Origin of the sequence: Hymenobacter sp. YIM 151858-1 (assembly GCF_025979705.1) — a bacterium.
In the GTDB taxonomy this organism is placed as follows: Bacteria; Bacteroidota; Bacteroidia; order Cytophagales; family Hymenobacteraceae; genus Solirubrum.
This window is the reverse complement of record NZ_CP110136.1, coordinates 4,269,980-4,292,019: the sequence shown is the minus strand read 5'-3', so window position 1 is coordinate 4,292,019 and position 22,040 is coordinate 4,269,980. Positions and strand designations below refer to the sequence as shown.

Below are 22,040 nucleotides of genomic sequence, written 5' to 3'. Positions count from 1 at the left end.
TTCCACCCCTAATTGTTCCTTGTTCATTGCGCATTGCCAATTACAAAAAAGCGCTGCCGCTCATGCGCATTCCGTTTTCGGTGTACCTGATGCCAGTGTACTGGTTTGGCCTGAGCACCTTGCGCGAGCCTTTTTCGGCGGCCCGTGCCCTAGGTGTATTTGTGGTGCTGCACTTGCTGGCCTACCCGGCCTCCAACGGCTACAACTCCTGGTTCGACCGCGACGAGGGCAGCATTGGCGGCCTGGAGCGCCCGCCGCAGGTAACGCCCGAGCTGTGGCATCTGGTGGTAGTTTTCGACGTGCTGGCCGTGCTGGGCGCGCTGCTGATTTCGCCGGTGTTTGCGCTGCTGCTCGCGGGCTATTTGCTGGTATCCAAAGCGTATAGCTACGACCGCATCCGCCTCAAAAAATACCCCATCATCAGTACCCTCGTGGTGGTGGTGTTTCAGGGCGCGTACACGTTTCTGATGACGCAAATTGGGGCGGGCGCTGCGCAGCACGAGGTTTTCGCGCCCGACAACCTCCTGATTGCTTTGGTGAGCAGCTTGTTTTTGTGCGGCTCTTACCCGCTTACCCAAGTGTACCAGCACCACGAAGACGCCCGCCGCGGCGACCGTACCCTCAGCTTGCTGCTGGGCGTACGGGGCACGTTTGCGTTTGCGGCCCTAGGTCTGCTGGCCGGTGCATTGGTGTTGGGGGCTGCGTACCTAGGGCGGCACGAGCCCCACTTTCTGGCGGTATTTGCCGTGGCTACATTGCCGGTGCTGGGGCTGTTTGGCCGCTGGGCCTGGCAGGTGTGGCGCAACCCCGCGGCCGCCGACTTCCGACGCACCATGCGCATGAATCAGGTATCGTCGGTGTGCCTGAGCGCGGCGTTTGTGCTGATGCTGGTGCTGCGCCACTGGCCGCGCTAGCGGCCCGCCCAACTTGCCCGCGGCAGCGTGCGTAGGCGCCAGTATGTTGACGCGTCCGTTATCCATTTTGCTCCTGGCTGCACTGCCACTAGCCTGCTCTGCCCCCGCCGACCGCAGCACTGCACCGCCCAACGCGGCCTCGGCCGACACCACCGATAGCCCCGCGCTGGAGCCCATGGACACCACGGCGGCCTCGGCAGCCAACGCTCAGTCCGACACCCTGAAGGCAGTGCGCGTGAGGCACCTGTTTTCGTCGCCCGCCGCGCCCGATCTGTTTCAGCTGGTGCTGCGCGGCGACTCGCTCCTGAGCAGCGAGGCCACCTTTACCATTACCGCGGCCGATGGCAACGTTATCTTCCGGGAGTCGCTGCGTTCCGCCGACCTCGAGGCCGCCATGGTGTACGAGATGAAAACGCTCGGCGCCACCCGCCAGGAGCGCGAAGTGTACCTGCGCCGCCGCATGGATGAGTTCTTCGCCGAGCGCAACTTCCGCCAGCCCGCCGTTGGCCCGAACGATACGTTTCAGCCCAACACCACCGACCGCGCTACCTGGAACGACCTGCGCCGGCGCCCCAATGCCATCGGCTTCGAATACAAAGTAGGCAAGGAAGACGGCCGTTGCATTGCCTGGTCGCCGCTTAAAAAACAGGTGGTACGCTACGCATCGTTTGGTGGTTAGGCCCCGCTTTTAGCTCCCGACCCCGCCGCGGGCCCTAGGTGCCTAGGGCCCGCGGCGGGGTCGGGAGTGATGCGGCCTATTGCTGCGTTAGCTCGCCTAGCAACTGCTCCAGGCCAGCTTTAAGATCCTCGTAGGGTTGGTAGCCGCGCGTGAGCACATAGCCTTGATGCCCGTGTACCAACACCAGCGTCGGGAAGCCTTGCACGCCCAACTGGCGCACCATATCAAACTCGTGCCGCGTGGCCTCGCGGGTGGCGTCGCTTTCCCACCACCGCCTGAACTCGGCTGCATCGAGGCTGTAGGCCCGGGCCAGTTGCTCGTAGGTTTCCGGGGCGTTCAGGTCGCGGCCCTCGGCAAAGTGGGCATGCTGGATGTCGTGAGCAAAGGCCACTTCGCGGTTCAAAGGATCGAGCTGTTTAAAGGCCATAAGGGCGCGGCTGGGCGGCTCCGAGTTGTTCATGTAGCTGCCTTCTGCGCCCAACTCGCGGAAAGCGTTGCCGAACTCTACACCCGTTACCCGCTCCACCTGCTCAAGAGCTTGGCTGATGTAGCTCCAACTTTTGCCGATGGGCTCCACATCCTCTCCCACCACCATACCCCCGCTTAGCGCCGTGAAAGGCACTCGTTCGGCGTACTCTTCGGCCAAGCGCTTCACCACGGGGCTCATGCCGTAGCACCAGCCGCAAAGCGGGTCGAAGATGTAAAGGAGTTGGGTATTGGGCAGTTGGTTCTGTTGCATGGTGCAAAGTTGAACGGCTAGAACAACTTACCCAAAATCAGCTTCCATAGCTGTAGACGTCGCCTTGGCGTTAATACCACTTAGGATTTCGACCTCTGTGAATCAAAATTTAGAAAGTACATACGCGTTTTTGTACAATATCACACAATATTTAAATAGATTCCATATAGTTGCATATCATCAAAATACAATTCTCGAACCTTATATATAAAAATAAAGTGCATGTTTTTTTGATTATTCAAATAACTTTAGATCTGAATGAACCCCTTACACCTTTTGCACATGTCTCATTTATACACATTCAAGGCTATGAAAGTTGCTACGAGTATACTCGGCATAGCTATACTTACAGGCTCGTCAGCTCTTGCACAAACCCAAGCCACGCAAGGATTTGAATCGAGCACTACTGAATTGCCATATACTTCAGTAGGGGTTACGATAGCAACTAACACGTCCACCCCGCAAAATGGCACTCCCCGCAACACTCCTTACCACCGCTCCGGCAGTAGCGCTTGGGCAGCTCTCAACACAAGCGGGCAACCGCTAACCCAACAACTTACTTTTCAAAATTTGCGTTACCGGGGCAATGCTACAGGTAACGCGTTTGAATTCCGTTTGGCTGCGCTGGCTACCCAACCTAACCAAGGCCTAGACCGTGGTGATTACGTTCTGGTTGAAATCAGTACCAACAACGGGAGTTCATTTGCCCCGGTATTGCAGGTGACAGGTGGCCTAGCACGAAATAACGGGCAGCCAGCCGAATCGGCCTGGAACTACGATGCCACCGGGATTGCAGCAACTACTTTCAACGTAACAGCCCCTCCTACTACCGCCACGGAATTTGTGGCGCCGCAAGACCAAACAACTACGGGCTTTGCTACAGTCCGAGTATCAATTACGGGTATTCCGGTCAACGGTTTTGCTGACGTAATTATTCGTATTACTACATTTAACAACGAAAACAACGAAATTTGGGCTATTGATGATTTTATTGCTACCAGCAGTTTGACTTTGCCAGTAGAGCTGACTTCATTTTCGGGTACTCGCCAAACCAATCGGGTGTTGCTCTCTTGGGCCACCGCACAAGAAAAAAACAACGACCGTTTCGAAGTTGAGCGCAGCGCCGATGGCAGCCAGTTCGCCCTGGTTGCAACGGTACGCGGCAAGGGCAACACTACCACTGCCTCTAGCTACACCGCTACCGATGCAAAGCCGCTAACCGGCACCAGCTACTACCGCCTGCGCCAGGTTGACTTCGACGGCACTGCTACCTACTCGCAAGTGGTGGTAGTTCGTAACAACACCCAGCAGGTGTACCTAACGCCGAACCCCGCCACCAGCCAACTCGGATTTGAGTATGCCGGCGGCGAGCTGCAGTGGCGCATCGTGAACTCGGTAGGCCAGCTGATGAAGAAAGGTTCGGCTCAGGCCAGCTCGTCGGTTGATGTTTCCTCGCTGCGCGCCGGCGTGTACTTCTTCGAAGTCAGCACCGGTGGTCAGCGTTCAGTGCAGAAGTTCTTCAAGCAGGACTAACCTGCCCTAGGTTAAGGCCCAACAAAAAAGCCCCGCCAGCACGGCGGGGCTTTTTTGTTGGGCTTGATGAACGATGTTTAGCCGTTCATCGACACCAAGAACTCCATGTTGTCGCGGGTGCCTTTCATGCGGTCCTTCAGGAACTCCATGGCCTCGGTCGAGGTCATGTCGGACATGAACTTGCGCAGAACCCACACGCGGCTGAGCTCTTCCTTGCCCATCAGCAGGTCTTCGCGGCGGGTGCCCGAAGCCGGCACGTCTATGGCCGGGAAGATGCGCTTGTTGGCCAGCTTGCGGTCGAGCTGGAGCTCCATGTTGCCGGTACCCTTGAACTCTTCGAAGATTACTTCATCCATCTTCGAGCCGGTGTCCGTCAGGGCCGTGGCAATGATGGTGAGCGAACCGCCGTTTTCCACGTTGCGAGCAGCACCAAAGAAGCGCTTGGGCTTCTGCAGAGCGCCAGCATCGATACCACCCGACAGGATGCGGCTCGACGAAGGCTGCACCGTGTTGTAGGCGCGGGCCAGGCGCGTAATCGAGTCGAGCAGGATTACGACATCGTGGCCGCACTCGACGAGGCGCTTGGCCTTGTCGAGAGCCATGCCGGCGATTTTCACGTGGCGGTCGGCTGTTTCGTCGAAGGTCGAGCTGAGCACTTCGGCTTTCACCGTGCGCTGCATCTCGGTTACTTCCTCGGGGCGTTCGTCGATGAGCAAAATCATCAGGTACACCTCGGGGTGGTTCTCGGCAATAGAGTTGGCAATTTCCTGCAGCAGTACGGTTTTACCCACTTTGGGCTGCGCCACAATCAGGCCGCGTTGGCCTTTGCCGATGGGGGCAAACAAATCCAAAATACGGGTGCTGTACTGCGAAGGCGAAGTGCTCAGCTTGAGGCGTTCCTCGGCAAACAGCGGCGTAAGGTGCGAGAAGGAAATCCGGTCGCGCACGTCTTCCACCGAGCGGCCGTTTACGCTTTCCACCGTTACCAGTGCATAGTACTTTTCGCCTTCTTTGGGCGGGCGCACGGTGCACTTCACAGTGTCGCCTGCTTTCAGCGAGTACTGCTTCACCTGCTGCGGCGACACGTAAATGTCGTCGGGCGAGGCCAGGTAATTGTAGTACGGCGAACGAAGGAAGCCATAGCCACCGTCGGGCATCATCTCCAGAGCACCTTCGCTCGGAATGGTAATATCCAACGATTCGACGCGGGGCAGCTGCGGCTGGCGCTGCTGGGGCTGCTCGCCAGCAGGGCGCTGGCCTTGCTGCGGTTGGCGGCCTTCGCGGCCTTCGCGGTTAAAGCGGTCTTCGCGGCGCTGGTCACGGTCGCGCGGTTCGCGCCCCTCGCGGCCATCACGCATTTCGCGGGGCTCCCGCGGTTCGCGCACGTCGCGTTCGTCGCGCGGCGGCTGGGCCTGCCCGTTGAGCGGACGCGGCTGCTCACCTAGGGGGCGCGGTGCTTGCGGTGCCTGCTCGGGCGTGCCCTGCGGTGCGGGGCGCGGCTCGCGGGGGTCGTTGCGGTTGGGGCGCGGCGCATCGCGGCGGTAATCGGCCGGGCGAATTTCGCGCGGCTCGCGGCCGGGTTGCGGCACCACAAAGCGCACGGGGCGCTGCTCGCGGGGCTGCTCCTCGGCGGGGCGCGGGGCGGGCGCCTCGGCAGGCTGCTGAATTTCGGGAATCGGCTGGGTGATTACCGGCTCGTTAATGGCCGGCGCCTCTACCGGCGGCAGCGGAGCGGCCGGAGCGTTGCCCTCTTCGTCGGGGGCGGCAGCAGCTACCGGCTGGTCGTTGCGGCGGCCGCGGCCACCGCGCTGGTTGCCGCGTGCGGCGCGGCCGTTGCCCACCGATACCTCAACAGCCGGGGCCTCAGCAACGGGTGCTTCGGCCCCGGCAGCCTCGGCTACGGGCGCTTCGGCCACCACCGGGGCAGGGGCCGGAGCGGCGTTGCGGCCACCACGGCGCTCGGGGCGGCCCGCAGGGGCGGCTACGGCAGGCGCAACAGCGCCATTCGCGGCTGGAGCGGCCTCAACGGTTTCGGCCAACGGAGCCCGTTTAGTGGGCATTTTATCGGGCGGCGTTATAGCTTGCTGATCCAGAATCTTGTAGATAAGGTCCTGCTTGCTCAGGCGGCGGAAATTGCCCACGTTAAGGGATTCGGCTATTTCCTTCAGCTCGGACAACAACCGGTCCTTGAGCTCGTCAATAGTGTACATAAATGGGTACGGGAGGGAGAGAAATCGGGGTGGAGATGCCCGGCAAATGCCGCCGCGGCCCTTTGGCGAGCTGCCACGGCACAAACCCTACAGATAAGCAGCGCAAAAGCGCGGGCAGGATGTCAGAAAAGCTGGAGACTCTGGGCGCTGGAACCAATCGGGCCGGAAACCACCTAGGGCTGGGCCCGGCATCACACGCCGGCTTGCTTTCGCAATGTTACGCAATACGGCCAAAAGGGCCAATAGGATGCATCGATTTTATAAACCGTGCTCGAGAATTTAACTTTTCGCAGATTGGCTTAGTTCCGGACGGGCTGCGATTGGCTCTTCCTTAGGTGCCGGCGCTCAGCAGCCCAACAAAAGAGCTGCCGGCAGCGGCCGAAAACCGCTACTTTTGCCGCGTTTCCACGCGTATTGTCGCCGAAGTATGCTGCAAGTTTCCGTCCTGAAAGAACAAACCGACCGGGTATTGGCCGGGCTCACCAAAAGGAATTTCCCCAACGCCGAGGCCGAGTTGCAGCGCGTGCTGGAGCTGGATCAGCGCCGCCGCCAGCTGCAAACCGAGCACGACGCCGCGCAGGCCGAAGCCAACAAGCTGGCCCAGCAAATCGGCGCGCTGATGAAGGGCGGCGACAAAGCCGGGGCCGAGGAGCTGAAAAGCCGCACCGCTGCCCTGAAGCAACAAACCAAATCGGCCGCCGAGGAGCTAACCGGCGTGGAGAAGGAGCTGCAGGACGCGCTGTACCGCATTCCGAACGTGCCGCACGCGAGCGTGCCGGCCGGCCGCTCGGCCGACGACAACGAGGTGGTGCGCGAAGTAGGCAACAAACCCGAGCTGCCCGGCACCGCCCTCCCCCACTGGGATTTGATCAAGAAGCTCGACATCATCGATTTTGAGCTGGGCAATAAGATTACGGGCGCCGGTTTCCCGGTGTACAAAGGCCAGGGCGCCCGCCTGCAGCGTGCACTCATCAACTTCTTCCTGGATGAAGCCATGGCCGCAGGCTACACTGAAATGCAGCCGCCCATCCTCATCAACGAGGCTTCGGGCTACGGCACGGGCCAACTGCCCGACAAGGAGGGCCAGATGTACCACGCCACCGCCGACGACCTGTACCTGATTCCGACGGCGGAGGTGCCCATCACCAACCTCTACCGCGACGAAATCATCGCGGCGGAGCGCCTGCCGATCCGCAACGCCGGCTACACGCCCTGCTTCCGCCGCGAGGCGGGCTCGTGGGGCGCGCACGTGCGCGGCCTCAACCGCCTGCACCAGTTCGATAAGGTTGAGATTGTGGAAATCGACCTGCCGGAGCGCTCTTACCAAACGCTGGAGCGCATGCTGGGTCACATCGAGCAGCTGCTGCAGAAGCTGGAGCTGCCCTACCGCGTGCTGCGCCTGTGCGGCGGTGACATGGGCTTCACTTCGGCCCTTACCTACGACCTGGAGGTGTGGTCGGCGGCACAGCAGCGCTGGCTGGAGGTATCGTCGTGCTCGAACTTCGAAACCTACCAGGCCAACCGCCTGAAGCTGCGTTACCGCGACGAAAACAACAAAACGCAGCTGCTGCACACGCTCAACGGCTCGGCCTTGGCCCTGCCGCGCATCGTGGCCGCGTTGCTCGAGAACAACCAGCAAGCCGACGGCACCATTCGCCTGCCCGAGGTGCTGCACCGCTACTGCGGCTTCGGGCAGTTGGGCTAAACCAGCACCCGTCCTAGGTCAACAAAAAGCCCGGCTGCCAGTGGCAGCCGGGCTTTTTTGTTGACGGGTGGTTATGCCTGCCAACTACCAGGGCAAACCGCCTAGGTCGATTTCGGCGGGATTCACTTGCAGGGCACTGGGGCTGCGCAGCATCACGTTCGACTCGAAGCGGTGGCGCTGCCCATCGGGCTGGCTGAAGTACAGAGCGGCCTCAACTGAGTACCAGCCCAGCTTGCGGTAATACGGCAGCATGTGATCGGCGCACACCAGCAGACCGTGTTGAGCGCCCAGCGGCTCCCACCACTGCGGCTCGGTGGCCAGCAGCAGTTGCTTGGCAAAGCCACGGCCGCGAAAAGCGGGCGGCGTAATTACGTTGTTGAGGCCCGCTAACCGCACGGGGTGCCCATCGAAGGTGGCGGTGCGCAGCACCAGGTTGTAGAAGGCCAGCAGCTGGCCTTGGTCGTCGTGCAACAGCATCGACCAATCGGGCGTGGCCCACTGGTACTGTTGCACAATAGGCACGTGCCCGAACTCGGCGTGTGCCAGTTGCCCTAGGGTGGTTTGCATAGCGGCGGGCAGCTCCGCGAAAGCAATGGAGGTAATCGGCATAAATGTGTTGCCCACAATGGGCCTGCGAAAATGCGCCGCAAAGGTGCCGTAAAAACCCCGCTCTACAAGCCCTAGAAGGCGTTTCGCTTAGCATTGTTGCTGTTGCAGCGCTGCTTACTTTGGGTACGGCTAACAGCAACACGGCCGCTGCTTAGTTGATGCTTTGCTTAGCCAGCAACGCGTTGGTTTGCGTTACATCCTGAAACTCCACGGTGTGGCCGCACTGCTGGCTGCGGCGCAGTAAGCACGAGTAAATTTCACCTTGAAAACCAACGCCACCTTTCTGCTCTATATCGCGGTGTTGTCGGCGCTTATGTACTTTGCCTCGTTGGGGCGTAGCTGCATGGTTGCGCTAGGCCGTGTTCTCATTTAAGCCACATCAACATGGCTCTGGCGTAGACAAAGGCGAGGTAGCTGTCGGCGCGTTTGTCGTAGCGGGTGGCGATGCGGCGGTGCTGCTTAAGGCGGTTGACAAGGCGCTCGATTTGGTTTCGGTCGCGGTAGGCGGCGCGGTCCAGCGGCGGGGGCTGACGGCGGTTGGGCGTGGGCGGAATCACGGCTACGGCGCCGGAAGTGCTGATTTGGGCGCGCAGCGCGTCGGCGTCGTAGGCCGCGTCGGCCAGCACGAGGCGGCCCGGCGCCAGGTGCGGGGCCAGCAGGGCGGCGGCTTGCGGCGCGTCGCCGGCCTGGCCGGCCGTCAGGACGAAGCCCAGCGGGTAGCCGCCGGCGTCGCCGGCCAAATGCAGCTTGGTGGAGAAGCCGCCGCGGCTACGCCCCAGCGCCTGCGGGCCGTTTTTTGCGCGCTCCGGCCGCGTGCTGGTGCGCCCGCACCGTGGTCGAGTCCACTTGCACCTGCCGGCTGCGCGGGCTGGCCACGGCGCGGCCCCGGGCTTGCAAGGTGGCCAAGACCCGCGCCCACACGCCGCCCTGCCGCCAGCGCGCGAAGCGCACGAACACCCGGTGCCACTGGCCCAGGTGCGGCGGCAAATCGCGCCAGGGCAGCCCGGTGCGGCCTACCCAAAGCACGGCCTCCACGAAGCGCCGGTTGTCCGCGGCTGTCACCCCGCGCGTGCCCACCCGGCCCGGCAGCAACGGGGCCAACAGGGCCCACTCGGCATCACTCAACAAGGTGCGGTCTGCGTTCATAGCCTCAAATTAACCTGCTACGGCATCCTTGCCCGCTGGTTAATTGAGAACACCGCCTAGCCGACAGAATGGCTACCGTTTTGTGCTTAGGTGCATAGGCGCGGAAATTTCCAAGGGCGCTCGTATAAGCGCGGCTTAAGCAGGAAACTGCTGCCCCGATAATTCAATAGCTGCTCCTCTGCGGCTTTGTCCGGCAGCTTACCTAGGGCTACACCCAAGCGTCGGCCGGCACCAGGGTGGTTTCGATGCGCATGCTTTTGCCGAGGGTTTTCTGCACGGGGCACTTGGCCGAAATTGCCTCCAGTCGCTGGCGTTGCTCGGCGGTTAAAGGGCCCAGCAGGCGCAACTCCTTGCGTACCACCTCCAGCATTCCGCCGGCCTCCTGTTCGCATTGTTCGCAATCGAGCTTGTGCACGCGCCCGTGCGAAAGGCGCACCTCTACGGCTTCGAGCGGCCACTGCTTTTGGTTGGCATACAGGCGCAGCGTAATGGCAGTGCAGGCGCCCAGGGCCGAAAGCAGCATATCGTAGGGCGTGGGGCCGCGGTCGTGGCCGCCAATGGCTACGGGCTCGTCGATGATGAAGGTATGGCGACCGGCTTGTACATCGGCAAGCAGCGCATCGGCGCCTACGCGCACCAGCACGGTGTGGTCGGTGGGCTGCGGTTGGTTGGTAGCGGGTGTGGTTTCAGTCATTATGCGGCAACGGGTTGGGCAACACGTTTGGGCGAGGCGTTGCTTGCCTAACTACGTTGCCAGCGACAAACCTGCTGCCACCCGGCACAAAAAAGCCCACCCAGGCTACCTGGGTGGGCTTTGACTCTGCGGCTAAAGCTTAACGGGCGTCGCGCGCGGGTGGCAGGTCCAAATCGAACCGGATGTCGCGCATGCAGCGAAAATGGCCTTGCGGGCACTTTTCGTACCCGATTTTGGAGCACGGCCGGCAAGCCAGCCCTTCCACTTCCAGCACCTTAAACTCGGTGCGGTAGGGGTACATGCCAAACTCGGGCACGGTATTGCCCCACACGCTGAAAATCTCCTTCCGGAAAGCGGCGGCAATGTGCATCAGGCCGGTATCGTGGCTGATTACGAGCTGCGCCTGCTTCAGCAACGAAGCCGACTGGTGCAGCGAAAACCGGCCGCAGGCATTGTAAATGCTGGTGCGCGAAGGCGGCAAGGCGGTTTTATCGAAGTAGTAAGGCGACGCCGGAATGCTGCGCGGCAGTGCCTGGGCCTGCTCCCCGGGCGGGTGCTGCTCGAAGTGCAGCTCTACCACGTGCCCGGTGCTTTCGTCTTCGGGGCCACCCAGGAGCACCACGGGGCGGCGCAGTTGGCCGCACAGCTCAATGATGCGCTCCACGGGCAGGCGCTTGGTGGCGTGCTGGGCACCAATAGCAAACGCTACGTAACCGTTGTGGAAATCGGCGGGCAGGGTTTGCTCCACATCAACGCGCTGATCGGCCGGAATGAAATAGTCGAGGCCGCAGCCATCGTCGTGCACGCCCAAGGGCGCGGCGGCCCCTAGGTAGCGCTGCACAATGTGCACGCGCGGCAGCACATCCCACTTCAGGTTCACGCGCAGCCACTTCCGGAAGTTGAGCTTGTTGAAGCTGGCGCTCGGCCGGCCCAGCTGCAGCTTAATCAGGAAGGTGCGCAGGTTGTTGTGCAGATCGACGATGAAATCGAACTGCTCCTGCTGCAGCTCGCGCACCAGCTCCCGGAGCGAGCCGGTAAGGCAATGCACTTTATCCACGTAGGGGTTGGCCTCGAGCATGCCCCGGTACGCGGGTTTGGTGCAGTAATGCACCTGCGCCCCGGGCACTTGCTGCTTCAGGCAGCGCACCACGGGCGTGGTCAGCACAATGTCGCCGATGGAGGAAAAGCGCAGGACTAAAATCTTCACTGCCGGATAATTAATGGAGTTGGTAAGTAGCCGCCCGCGCGTAGCGCTGAGTGCTACTCGGCGCGGGCGGCAAAGCCGACCATGCGGGGCTGCGCAATTCAAGCCACACGGCGCGGCCCCAAATTGGCGCCCGCAGCGCCAGCGCCGAGTGCTACTCGGCGCTACTTAGCCGAACAGCGGGCCGAAGTCGGCAGGTTTCCGGGCGGCGGGTTTGGGGCTTGAAAACTTAACGGCCTGCGCGCGGCGCTGCTCGAAATAGGCGGCCAGCTCGTCTACCGTCAGGGCATTCAGCGTCATGGCCGCCGTGAGGCCGCCCTTGCGGCCCTGCTGCACGCCGTATTGCATGTCGGCGTAGCCATCGGTGTGGTGGGCATCGGGGTTGATGCTCAGGCGCACACCTTTACCTAGGGCGTAGCGCACCCAGTGCCAGTCGAGGTCGAGGCGCCAGGGGTTGGAGTTGATTTCGATGGCCACGTTGTGCTCGGCGCAGGCGTCGATGATGGCTTCGTAATCGAGCGGGTAGCCTTCGCGGCGCAGCAGCAGGCGGCCCGTGGGGTGGCCCAGCATGGTGCAGTACGGGTTGGCAATGGCGCGCAGCAGGCGCTCGGTGGCGCGCTCCTTGTCCATCTTCAGCCCCGAGTGCACCGAGGCCACCACAAAGTCGAAGGAAGCCAGCACGTCGTCGGGGTAATCGAGCGAGCCATCGGACAGGATGTCCGACTCGATGCCTTTAAAGATGCGGAAGGGCGCCAGCTCGCGGTTGAGGCGCTCAATCTCCTGGTGCTGCTGCTCCACCCGCTCGATGCTGAGGCCGTTGGCGTAGTGCGCGGCGCGCGAATGGTCGCAGATGCCGAGGTACTGGTAGCCGTTGTCGCGCAGGAACTCGGCCATCTGGCGCAAGGAGTGGGCGCCGTCGGAGTAGGTGCTGTGGTTGTGCAAAGAGCCGCGCAAATCGGCCTCGGTGAGCAGCGTGGGCAGCTTGTGCGCGGCGGCCTCTTCAATCTCGCCGGCGCCTTCGCGCATTTCGGGCTCGATGTACTGCAGGCCAGCCTTTTCGTAAATGGCCGCTTCGCTAAAAAACTTGGTTTGGCGCACCAGCTGGCGCAGCGTGGCCGCCGGTGCTTTGGCACCTAGGGGCGCCGTGAGGTGAGCATCGGAGCCAGTTTGCAGAAACAGGCAGTTGGTGTAATTCTCGGGGGTAGCAATCTGCACCTCCACCTTCACGCCCGACTCCTGCGCCGTGCCGCGCCACACAAACGGGCCCGAGTTGGCCTCATCGGCCGCTAAGCCCTCCACGGCACCTAGGGCCTCGTGCACGGCCCAGGCCTGGTTGGTGCCCACCACTACCCGCACGGTTTCAACCACCGGCAGGGCGCGGCGCACCTCGCCGGCCACGGCTACTTGCTCGGTGCGCACGGCCTCCTGCAGCAGCGCCACCAGCTGGGCACCTAGGGCCTGGCCCTGGCTGATGAGCAGCTTGCCCTGGCTTTGGGCCGTAAACTCCAACGCCTGCAAAATGGCATCCTGGGTTTTGGCCCCAAAGCCTTTGAGCGCAGCCACGCGGTTTTGCTCGGCGGCTTCGCGCAGGGCATCAATGGTTTCGACGCCCAGCTCGCGCCACAGCACCCGGATTTTTTTCGGCCCGAAGCCTTTGATGCTCAGCATGCTGATAACGCCGGGCGGTGTGGCGGCCTGCAGGCGCGCCAGCTCGGGGAAGGTGCCGGTGCGCAACAGCTCCTGCGCCGCCACAGCGGCACCTTTACCCAGGCCCGCCACGGTGGTAAACTCGCTTGGGTCGAGCGAGGCCAGGGGCTGCTCGAGGCGCTCCAGGGCAGCGGCGGCGCTTTCGTAGGCGCGCACCTTAAAGGGGTTTTCGTCGTGCAGCTCCAGCAGCTGGGCCATCAGCCGAAAGGCGCGAATGAGGGCGCGGTTTTCCAAGGCAAGTATCGTTTGAAGCAGTAAAGCTATACGCAAAACCGCTGGCCCGCGTAGGTAGCTTACGGCAAAAGCCACCCAGGTTACGTATGTTAGCCGCTATGCGACTCTCTGCCCTGCTTCTTTCCCTGTGCGTGCTGCTACTCTCCAGCACCTGCCGCAACGACTCGGCCGGCGCCGCCGAGCTTAAGCTGAAAATGCTCTACCGCACCTGGCTGCATGCCCACGAAGAAGACCAAGGCGACGTACGCGTGTACCGCCCCAACACCTACAACTTTCCGCCGTCGCGCGGCCGCACGGGCTTTGCCTTCGAGCAAAACGGCCTGTTTACGCAGTACGACATTGCCCCTACCGACGGCATTGAGGGCCGCAAAGGCACCTGGACGCCCGTAAACGACAACACGCTGCGCATCAGCCTCGAAGACAAAAAAGACCCCGACTACGAGCTCGAAATCGTGTCGCTCGAAAACGAGGTGCTGAAAGTGAGGAGGAAATAAGGTGACAGGTGACAGGTGACAGGTGACAGGTGACAGGTGACAGGGCGAAACTGATTTTGCTAGGCCGGGTTGCCCGGCTCGTGCTACTTTTGACTGGCACGCTCTGGTTTCCTGCAGCGTGTTACTTGTCACCTTTTTCCTTTCACCTGCTTTGAACTACTGGCTTGTTAAATCCGAACCCTCGGCGTATAGCTTTTCCGACCTGGAGCGCGACGGCCAAACCGACTGGACCGGCGTGCGCAACCACCAGGCCCGCAACTTTTTAACCCAAATGCAGCCCGGCGACCTGGTGCTCGTGTACCACAGCGTTACCGACAAAGAAGTAGTGGGCGTGGCCGAAGTAGCCCGCGCCGCCTACCCCGACCGCACCGCCGAGCCCAACACGCCGTGGGTAGCCGTGGATCTGCGCCCGCACCAACGCCTGCCCCGCACCGTATCCTTAGCCGCCATCAAGGCCGATGCGCGCCTGCAGCAAATCAGCCTGCTCCGCCAATCGCGTTTATCCGTAATGCCCTTGCAACCTGCCGAGTTCGACGTACTGCTGGAGTTGGGGCACTAACCCACCTAGGGGTATGTGTTTTGGCCAGGCTTTGTTGTATTTTTAAGGAAGCCGCCCCAGTCCTACTCCTACTCCTCCGCTTATGCCTCGCGCTTTGATGTTGTTGCTGCTGTGGCTGCCGCTGCGCCTGTGGGCCCAGCCCGCACCTACGCAGCCCAAACGGCTGGAGCTCAAGCTTGAGCCCAGCTACAGCGACGTGCAGGTGGTGCCCTTGCCCGACAGCACGGTGGTGCTCTTCGTCGAAAACGAGCCCAGCAGCTCGTTCAAAGTCGATTACCGCTTCCTGTACTTCAACCGCGACTTGCAGCTGACGCGGGAGGCGAAGGTAGACGTGCCCAACGAGTTCGACCTGCGGTTTGCCTGCGCCGAGGCGCCCTATGCCTACGCGCTGTTTCAGTCGGGCTACCTAGGGGCGCGGTTTCAGGTGTTTCGGCTCGATTTGCGCACCGGCGAAACCCAGGGCTTTGCCTTCGACACCAAAATCGTAAACGACCTCTACGACCTGGAGGTGCTCAACGGCAAGCTGTTCGCTACGGTGCAGGTGGCGCAGCACCTCACCGTGATGCACGTGGATATGGACCACGAGGAGTTTCGGCTGCTGCCCTCGGTGTACGAGCCGCTGCCCACGCAGCTCACCTTTCTGGCCGACTCGGCTACCGAGCGCGTGGGCTACGTGCTCACCCAAACCAACGGCCGCCTCTCGCGCCTGCAGGTAAAGCAGCTTTCGGCGCGCGGGCAGCTGCTGGCCTCGCAGTTTATTCAGGCCGAAAGCGGCCGCGGGCTGGTTACGGCCGAGCTCAGCCCCGGCGACAGCACCCGCCGCCTGCTCACGGGCACCTACACCCTCCGCGACCCCAGGTACTCGCAGGGCCTGTTTGCTACCGACTTATCGGGCGGGCCCACGGCTCGGCCGCCGCTGCGCTTCTACGATTTCACGGTGCTTAAGCACTTTTTCGATTTCATGAAGCCGCGCCGGGCCGAGCGCCTGCGCGCCCGCAGCGCCGAGCGCCGCGCCGCCGGCCGCGACCTGCGCCTGCGCTACCGCATCCTTACGCACCGCATGCTGCCCTTCGGCGATGGGTACGTGCTGATAGCCGAGGCCTATTACCCCCGCTACCGCTACGATTCGTACGGCTTCGTGCTGTTTGCGCCCAACCGCAGCTTTGATGGCTACCGCTCGTCGCACGCCATCGTGTGCGGCTTCGACCGCAACGGCACCCTGCTCTGGGACAACACCTTCGTGCTGAGAAACGCCGAGCGGCCTACCCTCACCGAAACCGTGCGGGCCCGCCCCCTCCCCGATGGCCGCCGCCTGGCCCTGGCGTACGTGGATGAGGAGAAGATTCGGTACAAGATTGTGGACCGCACCACGCCCTCGCCCAACGACCTGCACGTGCCGCTGGCCACCAACACCCAAGGCTTGCGCGAAAAATCGGTTTCTACCAACCGCACCGGCATTTTGCCCTGGTACGGCAGCCGCTTTCTGGCCTACGGCTACCAGCGTGTGCGCCCCGAGCACGGCAGCAGCCGCGAGGTGTTTTTCCTGAACGTGGTGGCTTTCGAGTAAATCTTGTGCCCATTTGGGTGCGTACAGGCGTGCATATCTGCGCAAACGCCTTACTTAGCCCCCATGAGACAATCCCTGCTTCGCCTTTGGCCCCTGCTGGTGCTGCTGTGGCTCGGCGCCTGCCGCGCCGCCGGCCCCGAAACCCCGGCCCGTACCGTGGCCGAGTTCTTCAACAAATACGAAAACCGCTCCGGCTTCCGGGCCACCACCTACGAGCCCAATTTCCTGACGCGCATCGTGCTGGGCCGCGTAAGCCGCATGTCCGACGCCGATGCCGTGCAGGCCCTAACGGCCGTGCGCAGCATCCGGGCGCTTACCTTCACGCCTACCTCGGCCCGCGCCCGCAACCTCACCGAGCGCGGCTTGCTGGATGAGGTTGACGGCCTGCTCCGCAACGAACGCTACGAGCCCCTGAACGCCCCGTCCGCCGAGGGCGCGGCCGGCAACACCTACCGCTACTCCGTGCGCCGCACCGGCGACCGGGTGCGCGAGGTAGTGGCCACCAGCCGCGTGCAGGACGTACCGGACTCGTTTATTCTGCTCGCCATCAGCGGCGACTTCACGCAAGCGCAGCTCGATCAGCTGACCAAAATTTTGCCGGGCATGACGGGCGAAATCACCAAGTAGCCTAGGTAGCCACAAACCCAAGGGCCGGGGCAGCACTGCTGCTCCGGCCCTTTTTTGTTGCGGCATCTCAAAGCCTTTACTGCGCCGTTTGTCATCCTGAGCAAAATGCAGAACCTGCTCACACCCGCACGACTTTCCCTAGGTCGTTGTCATGTCGAGCTTGCCGAGACATCTCGCGTGCTGACGTTGGATAGTAACTGTCATCCTGATGAAGGAAGGACCTTCTCAAGTTGGACCTCACCCACCAGCCCCTTTCCCATAGAGAGGGGAGCAGTTAGTATCGAACGTCAGCACGCGAGATGTGTCGGCAAGCTCGACATGACGGCCTTCCCCTAGGTCGCCCGGCTCCCTCTCTCTATGGGAGAGGGGGCCGGGGGGTGAGGTTCTCACGAGACAAGGCCTTTCGCTGGGCTCAGGCTGACAAACGGCGTGGATGAGCACAAAAAAAGCGGCGCCTCATTGCTGGGGCGCCGCTTTTTTAGCGAATCATCACCTAGGGATTAGGGCTGCGGGGCAGCTTCCTGACCGGGGATGAAGAACTCGAAGCGGAACTCTACGCGACGGTTCTGCGACATGTTTTTGGCCGAGGTGTTGGGCGCGGCCGGTGCGCTTTCGCCCATGCCCAGCGTCGGGATGCGGCTCGGGTCTACCCCTTTCTGGGTGAAGTAGTTTTTGGCCGAAATAGCCCGGCGCTCCGAGAGGCCCTGGTTGTACTCATCGGTACCGCGCGAGTCGGCGTGGCCTACGATGCGGATGCTGTACTCGGGGTGCTCCTGCAGGGCACGCACCATCTTGTCGAGCGTTGGGTACGACGAGGGCAGGATTTGCGTGCTGTTGGTGCGGAAGCGGATGGGCTGCTCCAGCTTGCGGATGTCCTGCGGAATTTCGGGGCAGCCGTTGGCATCTACCTTGGCACCGGCCGGGGTGTTGGGGCAGCGGTCGGCGCTGTCGGGCACACCGTCGCCGTCGGCGTCAATCGGGCAGCCGTTGGCATCTACCTGCACACCCTTCGGCGTGTCGGGGCACTTGTCGTTCTTATCGGCTACGCCGTCGCCATCGGCATCGGGGCAGCCGCGCAGGGCAGCCGTACCAGCCTGGTCGGGGCAGTCGTCGTCTTTGTCGCGTACGCCGTCGTTGTCCTTATCGGGGCAGCCCTGCAGCTCGGGCTTGCCGGCTTCGGTGGGGCACTGGTCCTGGTAATCGGCCACGCCGTCCTTGTCGCCGTCGAGCGGGCAGCCGTTTTCGTCAACCTGCACACCGGCGGGCGTGTCGGGGCACTTGTCTTTTTTGTCGCGTACGCCGTCGCCGTCGGTATCCTTGGCTTTGCCCAGGCCGATGTTCAGGCCCACGGTGTGCTGCAGGTACCGGTCGTCGATGCTGTTGTCGTCGCGGTTGGGTTGGTTATCGAGGTTGGCACCCAGGGGGAAGTGCTGGCCCGTTTGCACGAACAGCCCCACGGCATCGCCCAGGCGGAAGTTGATACCCGCCGCGCCGTGCACGTCGAAGTAAGTCTTGCTCTCGTCGAAGGTTTGGGTGCGGTTGTCGCGGTTGAGGGTGCCACCGGCGCTGGCAAAAGCCAGGCCCGGCGAAACCAGCAGGTAGGGCTGCACGCGGGCGTCCTCTTTCAGGGCCCAGCCGTTGTTCAGCTTCAGCTTAAAGCCCAGGTTGGCGTTTACCACGTTGGTTTCGAAGCTCGACCCGAAGTAGGGGTTGCCCTGCGCCGTGGTGTGCTTCAGCTCCACGTAGCTCAGGTGCAGGCCCATGTCGAGGCCCGGCGAAATGTAGCGGTTGATGCTGAGGCCGGGGCCGAACTCAGCCTGATCGAGCTTCCAGTACTCCGAGCCGAAGTTGCCTTTGTACTGAAACGCGCTTACGTTGAGGCCGATGCCCCAGCGCCGGTCGGCGTTTTGAGCGTGTCCGCGCGGGGCCGCCGCCAGCAGCGCCAGACCCAGGACTGATGTGGTTATAAGATGTTTCATGTGCGAAACGCTTAAGTGAGGAAAAGCAGTTTGGGGCGCGAAATACGCAATTGCATCCCATACATTAACGCAACACTATACTTTTCAAAGCCTCACTTAGTTGTGTTTTCGGGCACATTCTTGTTTGTCGGCAGTGGCCCTAGGTGATACTATTGCCTCATTACCAACAACTGACGGCAACATTGGGCCGGCCGCACCCCTCGTTTACCTGCGCCGATAAAAAAACAAAACGCTGCCCCCGCAAGGGGCAGCGTTTTGCAGTATTTCAAGACACAGTGTTGTTAGCGTTGTGCCATCAACCGCTCAATGTCATCGGCCTCCAGCGGAATGTCGGCCATCAGGTCTTCGCACTGCGAGCGGGTTATTACCACGTCGTTTTCAAGGCGGATGCCCAGGCCCTCCTCGCGGATGTAAATGCCCGGCTCCACGGTGTACACCATGCCCGGCTCGAAGGTGCGGTACTTGGCGCCTACGTCGTGCACATCGAGGCCCAGGTAGTGCGAGGTGCCGTGCATGAAGTACTTCTTGTACAGCGGCGCGGCGGGGTCCTGGTTGTTCACGTCGCCCTGGCTTAGCAGCCCCAGGCCAATGAGCTCCTGCTCCATGGTGCGGCCCACGGCGGCGTGGTAATCCTCGATGTTGTTGCCGGCCACGAGCTGCGATTTGGCGAACTTCATCACGCGCAGCACGGCCTCGTACACCTCGCGCTGGCGCTCGGTAAACTTGCCGTTCACGGGGATGGAGCGCGAGAGGTCGGCGGCGTAGTTGGCGTACTCGGCGCCGAAATCGAGCAGCAGCACGTCGCCGTCGCGGCATTCGCGGTCGTTGCTTACGTAGTGCAGAATGCAGGCATTGGCGCCCGAGGCGATAATGCTGCCGTAGGCCGGGCCGCGCGAGCCGCTCTTCAGGAACTCGTGGAAGATTTCGGCCTCGATTTCGTACTCCATCACGCCTGGCTTCACAAAGTGCAGCAAGCGGCGGAAAGCGCTGCCCGTGATTTCGCAGGCGCGGCGCATCAGCCGGATTTCTTCCTGGCTCTTGATGGCGCGCAAATGGTGCATAAGGGGCGCGGCGCGCTTGTAGTTGTGCAGCGGGTACTGCTCCCGGATTTCCCGGATGAAGCGGGCGTCGCGGGTTTGCACCTCCACCACCGAGCGGATGTGCTCGTTGGTGTTCAGGTACACGTGCTCGGCCTCGTTCATGAGGGCGTGCAGCACCTGCTTAAAGGAATCGAGCCACAGAATGGTTTTGATGCCCGACTGCTCGCGCGCCTGCTCTTTGGTGAGCTTGTAGCCCTCCCACACGAGGATATGCTCGCTGGTTTCCTTCAGAAACAGAATCTCGCGGTACTGCGGCAGCTTGGCATCGGGGAAGATGAGCAGGATGCTTTCCTCCTGATCGACGCCCGAGAGGTAAAACAGGTCGTTGTTTTGCCGGAACGCCATGGTACCATCGGCGTTGGTAGGCATGATGTCGTTGGAGTGGAATATGGCCAACGAGCCGGGCAGCAGCTGCCGCTCGAAGTTGCGGCGGTTGTGGATGAAGAGTTCGGGGGAGATGGAGCCGTAGCGCATGGAGTGGGTATTGGCGTGCGGGATAACGGCCGCCTGGGCGGCCGGCTGCAAGTTAGACGGAATGGCCGGATGCTCGTTCGGGGCCCATAACCTACCTTGCCGCCGGTGGCCGCCGCGCCGGCCCCGCTGCGCCCATGCATGATTTAGCCACTCCCGATTTGGTGCCTGCCACCCCACCTGCCCTGCCTGCCCGCCCACTACCTAGGGCCGGCGCAGCGGCGGGCTTGCTGGCAGCGCTGGCCGTGGCGCTGTGGTGCCTGCACTGGCTGGCCCAGGCGCAACTGTGGGCCACCGAGGCCGGCCAACCGGCCCAGGCAGGCAAGTACCTTTGGGCCATGGGCTTGCTGCTGCCGGCCCTCGGTGGCGTGTGTTTTTTCCTGAACCGGTTGTGGGGCGGGCCGTGGCTGCGCTGGCTGGCCGCCGTGCTGCTCTGCGCCGAAGGCGCAGGCTTGGCCGCAGCCCTGGCTATTGCCTACGCGCTGCACGCCGCCAGGCCCGCGCTCGGTGCCTTGTTGGCCCTAGGTGCCGCGGCCTGTTGGGGGGCCGCGTACTACTTGCTGCGGCCGGGCGGTGCCCGTGCCAGCCGGGCGCCGTTGCCCACCTAGGGCCGCGGCCCGCAACCGGGAGCTAATTGTGCCGGCTTGCTTGTTATACTGCCGGAGCGCGCAGGGCCGCCCCAGGCGTGCGTGCACCAATTTGTACAATAACGGTTGTAGCAAGGCAGCCCGCAGGTATATTTGTATCCTTGCTTTATCCTATGCAAAGCCCCGCTGCCAACCGAGCCATTCTGCTGATCCAAACCGCCTTCATCGGCGACGTGATTTTGGCTACAGCCCTGCTCGAGCGCCTGCGCGAAACCGAGCCCGACACGCCCGTGGACGTGCTGGTGCGCCGCGGCAACGAAGGCTTGCTGAAAGGCCACCCGCACGTGCGCCAAGTGCTGGTATGGGACAAGAAAAAGGAGAAATACGGCGGCTTGTGGCGCCTGCTCGGGCAAGTGCGTGCCACCCGCTACGAGCGGGTTATCAACTTGCAGCGGTTTGCCTCCACGGGGTTTCTTACGGCTTTTTCGGGGGCTGAGCAGCGCATCGGCTTCGACAAAAACCCCCTGAGCTTTTTGTTTACGCACCGCCTGCCCCACGGCTTTGCGCCGGGCGTGCACGAGGTAAGCCGCAACCTGAGCCTGCTCGAGCCCGGCATACCGGCCCCGCTTACCCGCCCCCGCCTCTACCCCACCCCCGCCGACGATGCTGCCGCCGCGCCCTACGCCGAGGCGGGCCCGTACATCTGCATTGCGCCCACCTCGGTGTGGTATACCAAGCAATTTCCGCAGGAGCAATGGGCTAAGCTGCTGCGGGCCTTGCCGGCGCACTACACCGTGTACCTGCTAGGCGGCCCGCCCGATGCGGCCGAGTGCCAGGAGCTACTCGAAAAAGCTGGGCGGCCGCGCGTAGTAAACCTGGCGGGCAAGCTGTCGTTGCTGGCTTCGGCGGCGCTTATGCGCGGGGCCGTACTCAACTACGTCAACGATTCGGCCCCGCAACACCTGGCCTCGGCCGTGGATGCGCCTACCTGCGCGGTGTTCTGCTCCACGGTGCCCTACTTCGGGTTCGGGCCGCTGAGTACGTTTGCCCGCGTGGTCGAAATTGCCCAGGAGCTGGAGTGCAAGCCCTGCGGCCTGCACGGCTACCGCAAGTGCCCGCTCGGCCATTTCCGCTGCGCCCACGGCATCGAAACCCAGCAGCTCCTAGGTGTACTGGCCGAAGCCGAGGCCTGGGCAGCACCGGTGGCAGCGGCCCACTAGCCTGCTCTGCGCACTATTACCCGGCCAGGTAACAGTAGCGCCCTTTGCTGTTGTACCTTTGC

Annotated in this window: 18 protein-coding genes and 1 pseudogene; 10 read left to right on the top strand and 9 right to left on the bottom strand. The window is 62.5% G+C overall.

What is annotated here, in order from left to right:
- The first annotated feature begins 26 nt into the window (after window positions 1-26).
- Both OIS50_RS19045 and OIS50_RS19040 read left to right on the top strand, forming a co-directional pair.
- Window positions 27-914 (top strand): UbiA family prenyltransferase, encoded by an 888-nt coding sequence (locus tag OIS50_RS19045; RefSeq protein WP_264692227.1) that lies wholly within the window; start codon window positions 27-29, stop codon window positions 912-914.
- 67 nt (window positions 915-981) lie between these two features.
- Entirely contained in the window at window positions 982-1,593 is a 612-nt protein-coding gene (locus tag OIS50_RS19040; RefSeq protein ID WP_264692226.1) for a hypothetical protein, read from the top strand.
- A gap of 76 nt (window positions 1,594-1,669) precedes the next feature.
- On the opposite strand, the gene OIS50_RS19035 is transcribed toward OIS50_RS19040, so the two are convergent.
- Entirely contained in the window at window positions 1,670-2,332 is a 663-nt protein-coding gene (locus OIS50_RS19035; protein WP_264692225.1) for a DsbA family protein, read from the bottom strand.
- Between the two features lie 309 nt (window positions 2,333-2,641).
- On the opposite strand from OIS50_RS19035, the gene OIS50_RS19030 reads away from it, so the two are divergent.
- Window positions 2,642-3,865 carry a T9SS type A sorting domain-containing protein gene (locus OIS50_RS19030; protein ID WP_264692224.1) on the top strand — a complete coding sequence of 408 codons (1,224 nt, stop codon included), beginning with the start codon at window positions 2,642-2,644 and terminating at the stop codon, window positions 3,863-3,865.
- 77 nt (window positions 3,866-3,942) lie between these two features.
- Here the strand turns inward: OIS50_RS19030 and rho are convergent, their stop codons facing one another.
- Entirely contained in the window at window positions 3,943-6,075 is a 2,133-nt protein-coding gene (gene rho / locus OIS50_RS19025; protein ID WP_264692223.1) for a transcription termination factor Rho, read from the bottom strand.
- A gap of 427 nt (window positions 6,076-6,502) precedes the next feature.
- Here rho and serS point away from each other — a divergent pair, with 427 nt between their 5' ends.
- Window positions 6,503-7,780 (top strand): serine--tRNA ligase, encoded by a 1,278-nt coding sequence (gene serS, locus OIS50_RS19020; RefSeq protein WP_264692222.1) that lies wholly within the window; start codon window positions 6,503-6,505, stop codon window positions 7,778-7,780.
- An 84-nt stretch (window positions 7,781-7,864) separates the two neighbouring features.
- Here the strand turns inward: serS and OIS50_RS19015 are convergent, their stop codons facing one another.
- The 5 genes and pseudogenes from OIS50_RS19015 to polX all read right to left on the bottom strand — a co-directional run bounded on the left by OIS50_RS19015 (window position 7,865) and on the right by polX (window position 13,374).
- Window positions 7,865-8,389: a GNAT family N-acetyltransferase gene (locus tag OIS50_RS19015; RefSeq protein WP_264692221.1), complete on the bottom strand. Its 525-nt coding sequence runs from the start codon at window positions 8,387-8,389 to the stop codon at window positions 7,865-7,867.
- A gap of 365 nt (window positions 8,390-8,754) precedes the next feature.
- Window positions 8,755-9,535, bottom strand: a pseudogene (locus OIS50_RS19010) (IS5 family transposase).
- A 208-nt stretch (window positions 9,536-9,743) separates the two neighbouring features.
- A complete protein-coding gene (locus OIS50_RS19005; protein WP_264692219.1) occupies window positions 9,744-10,229 on the bottom strand; it encodes an OsmC family protein in 486 nt (161 codons plus the stop codon).
- Between the two features lie 139 nt (window positions 10,230-10,368).
- Complete coding sequence (locus OIS50_RS19000; protein ID WP_264692218.1) at window positions 10,369-11,436, bottom strand: glycosyltransferase family 9 protein; 1,068 nt, start codon at window positions 11,434-11,436, stop codon at window positions 10,369-10,371.
- 165 nt (window positions 11,437-11,601) lie between these two features.
- Window positions 11,602-13,374: a DNA polymerase/3'-5' exonuclease PolX gene (gene polX / locus OIS50_RS18995; RefSeq protein WP_264692217.1), complete on the bottom strand. Its 1,773-nt coding sequence runs from the start codon at window positions 13,372-13,374 to the stop codon at window positions 11,602-11,604.
- 98 nt (window positions 13,375-13,472) lie between these two features.
- On the opposite strand from polX, the gene OIS50_RS18990 reads away from it, so the two are divergent.
- The 4 genes from OIS50_RS18990 to OIS50_RS18975 all read left to right on the top strand — a co-directional run bounded on the left by OIS50_RS18990 (window position 13,473) and on the right by OIS50_RS18975 (window position 16,621).
- A complete protein-coding gene (locus OIS50_RS18990) occupies window positions 13,473-13,868 on the top strand; it encodes a hypothetical protein (protein ID WP_264692216.1) in 396 nt (131 codons plus the stop codon).
- Between the two features lie 151 nt (window positions 13,869-14,019).
- The gene (locus OIS50_RS18985; RefSeq protein ID WP_264692215.1) at window positions 14,020-14,427 is read left to right on the top strand and encodes an EVE domain-containing protein; all 408 of its coding nucleotides are present in this window, start codon (window positions 14,020-14,022) and stop codon (window positions 14,425-14,427) included.
- Between the two features lie 82 nt (window positions 14,428-14,509).
- On the top strand, window positions 14,510-15,994 hold the full coding sequence (locus tag OIS50_RS18980; RefSeq protein ID WP_264692214.1) for a hypothetical protein: 1,485 nt from the start codon (window positions 14,510-14,512) through the stop codon (window positions 15,992-15,994).
- Between the two features lie 63 nt (window positions 15,995-16,057).
- Window positions 16,058-16,621, top strand: coding sequence for a DUF4252 domain-containing protein (locus tag OIS50_RS18975; protein ID WP_264692212.1), 564 nt, complete (start codon window positions 16,058-16,060; stop codon window positions 16,619-16,621).
- Window positions 16,622-17,121: 500 nt separating this feature from the next.
- On the opposite strand, the gene OIS50_RS20560 is transcribed toward OIS50_RS18975, so the two are convergent.
- Both OIS50_RS20560 and OIS50_RS18955 read right to left on the bottom strand, forming a co-directional pair.
- Window positions 17,122-18,600 (bottom strand): OmpA family protein, encoded by a 1,479-nt coding sequence (locus tag OIS50_RS20560; protein WP_319805309.1) that lies wholly within the window; start codon window positions 18,598-18,600, stop codon window positions 17,122-17,124.
- A gap of 281 nt (window positions 18,601-18,881) precedes the next feature.
- Window positions 18,882-20,174, bottom strand: coding sequence for an aminopeptidase P N-terminal domain-containing protein (locus tag OIS50_RS18955; RefSeq protein WP_264694418.1), 1,293 nt, complete (start codon window positions 20,172-20,174; stop codon window positions 18,882-18,884).
- A gap of 134 nt (window positions 20,175-20,308) precedes the next feature.
- Here OIS50_RS18955 and OIS50_RS18950 point away from each other — a divergent pair, with 134 nt between their 5' ends.
- The gene (locus tag OIS50_RS18950; RefSeq protein WP_264692211.1) at window positions 20,309-20,779 is read left to right on the top strand and encodes a hypothetical protein; all 471 of its coding nucleotides are present in this window, start codon (window positions 20,309-20,311) and stop codon (window positions 20,777-20,779) included.
- Window positions 20,780-20,931: 152 nt separating this feature from the next.
- Window positions 20,932-21,978 (top strand): glycosyltransferase family 9 protein, encoded by a 1,047-nt coding sequence (locus OIS50_RS18945; protein WP_264692209.1) that lies wholly within the window; start codon window positions 20,932-20,934, stop codon window positions 21,976-21,978.
- Window positions 21,979-22,040 lie beyond the last annotated feature (62 nt).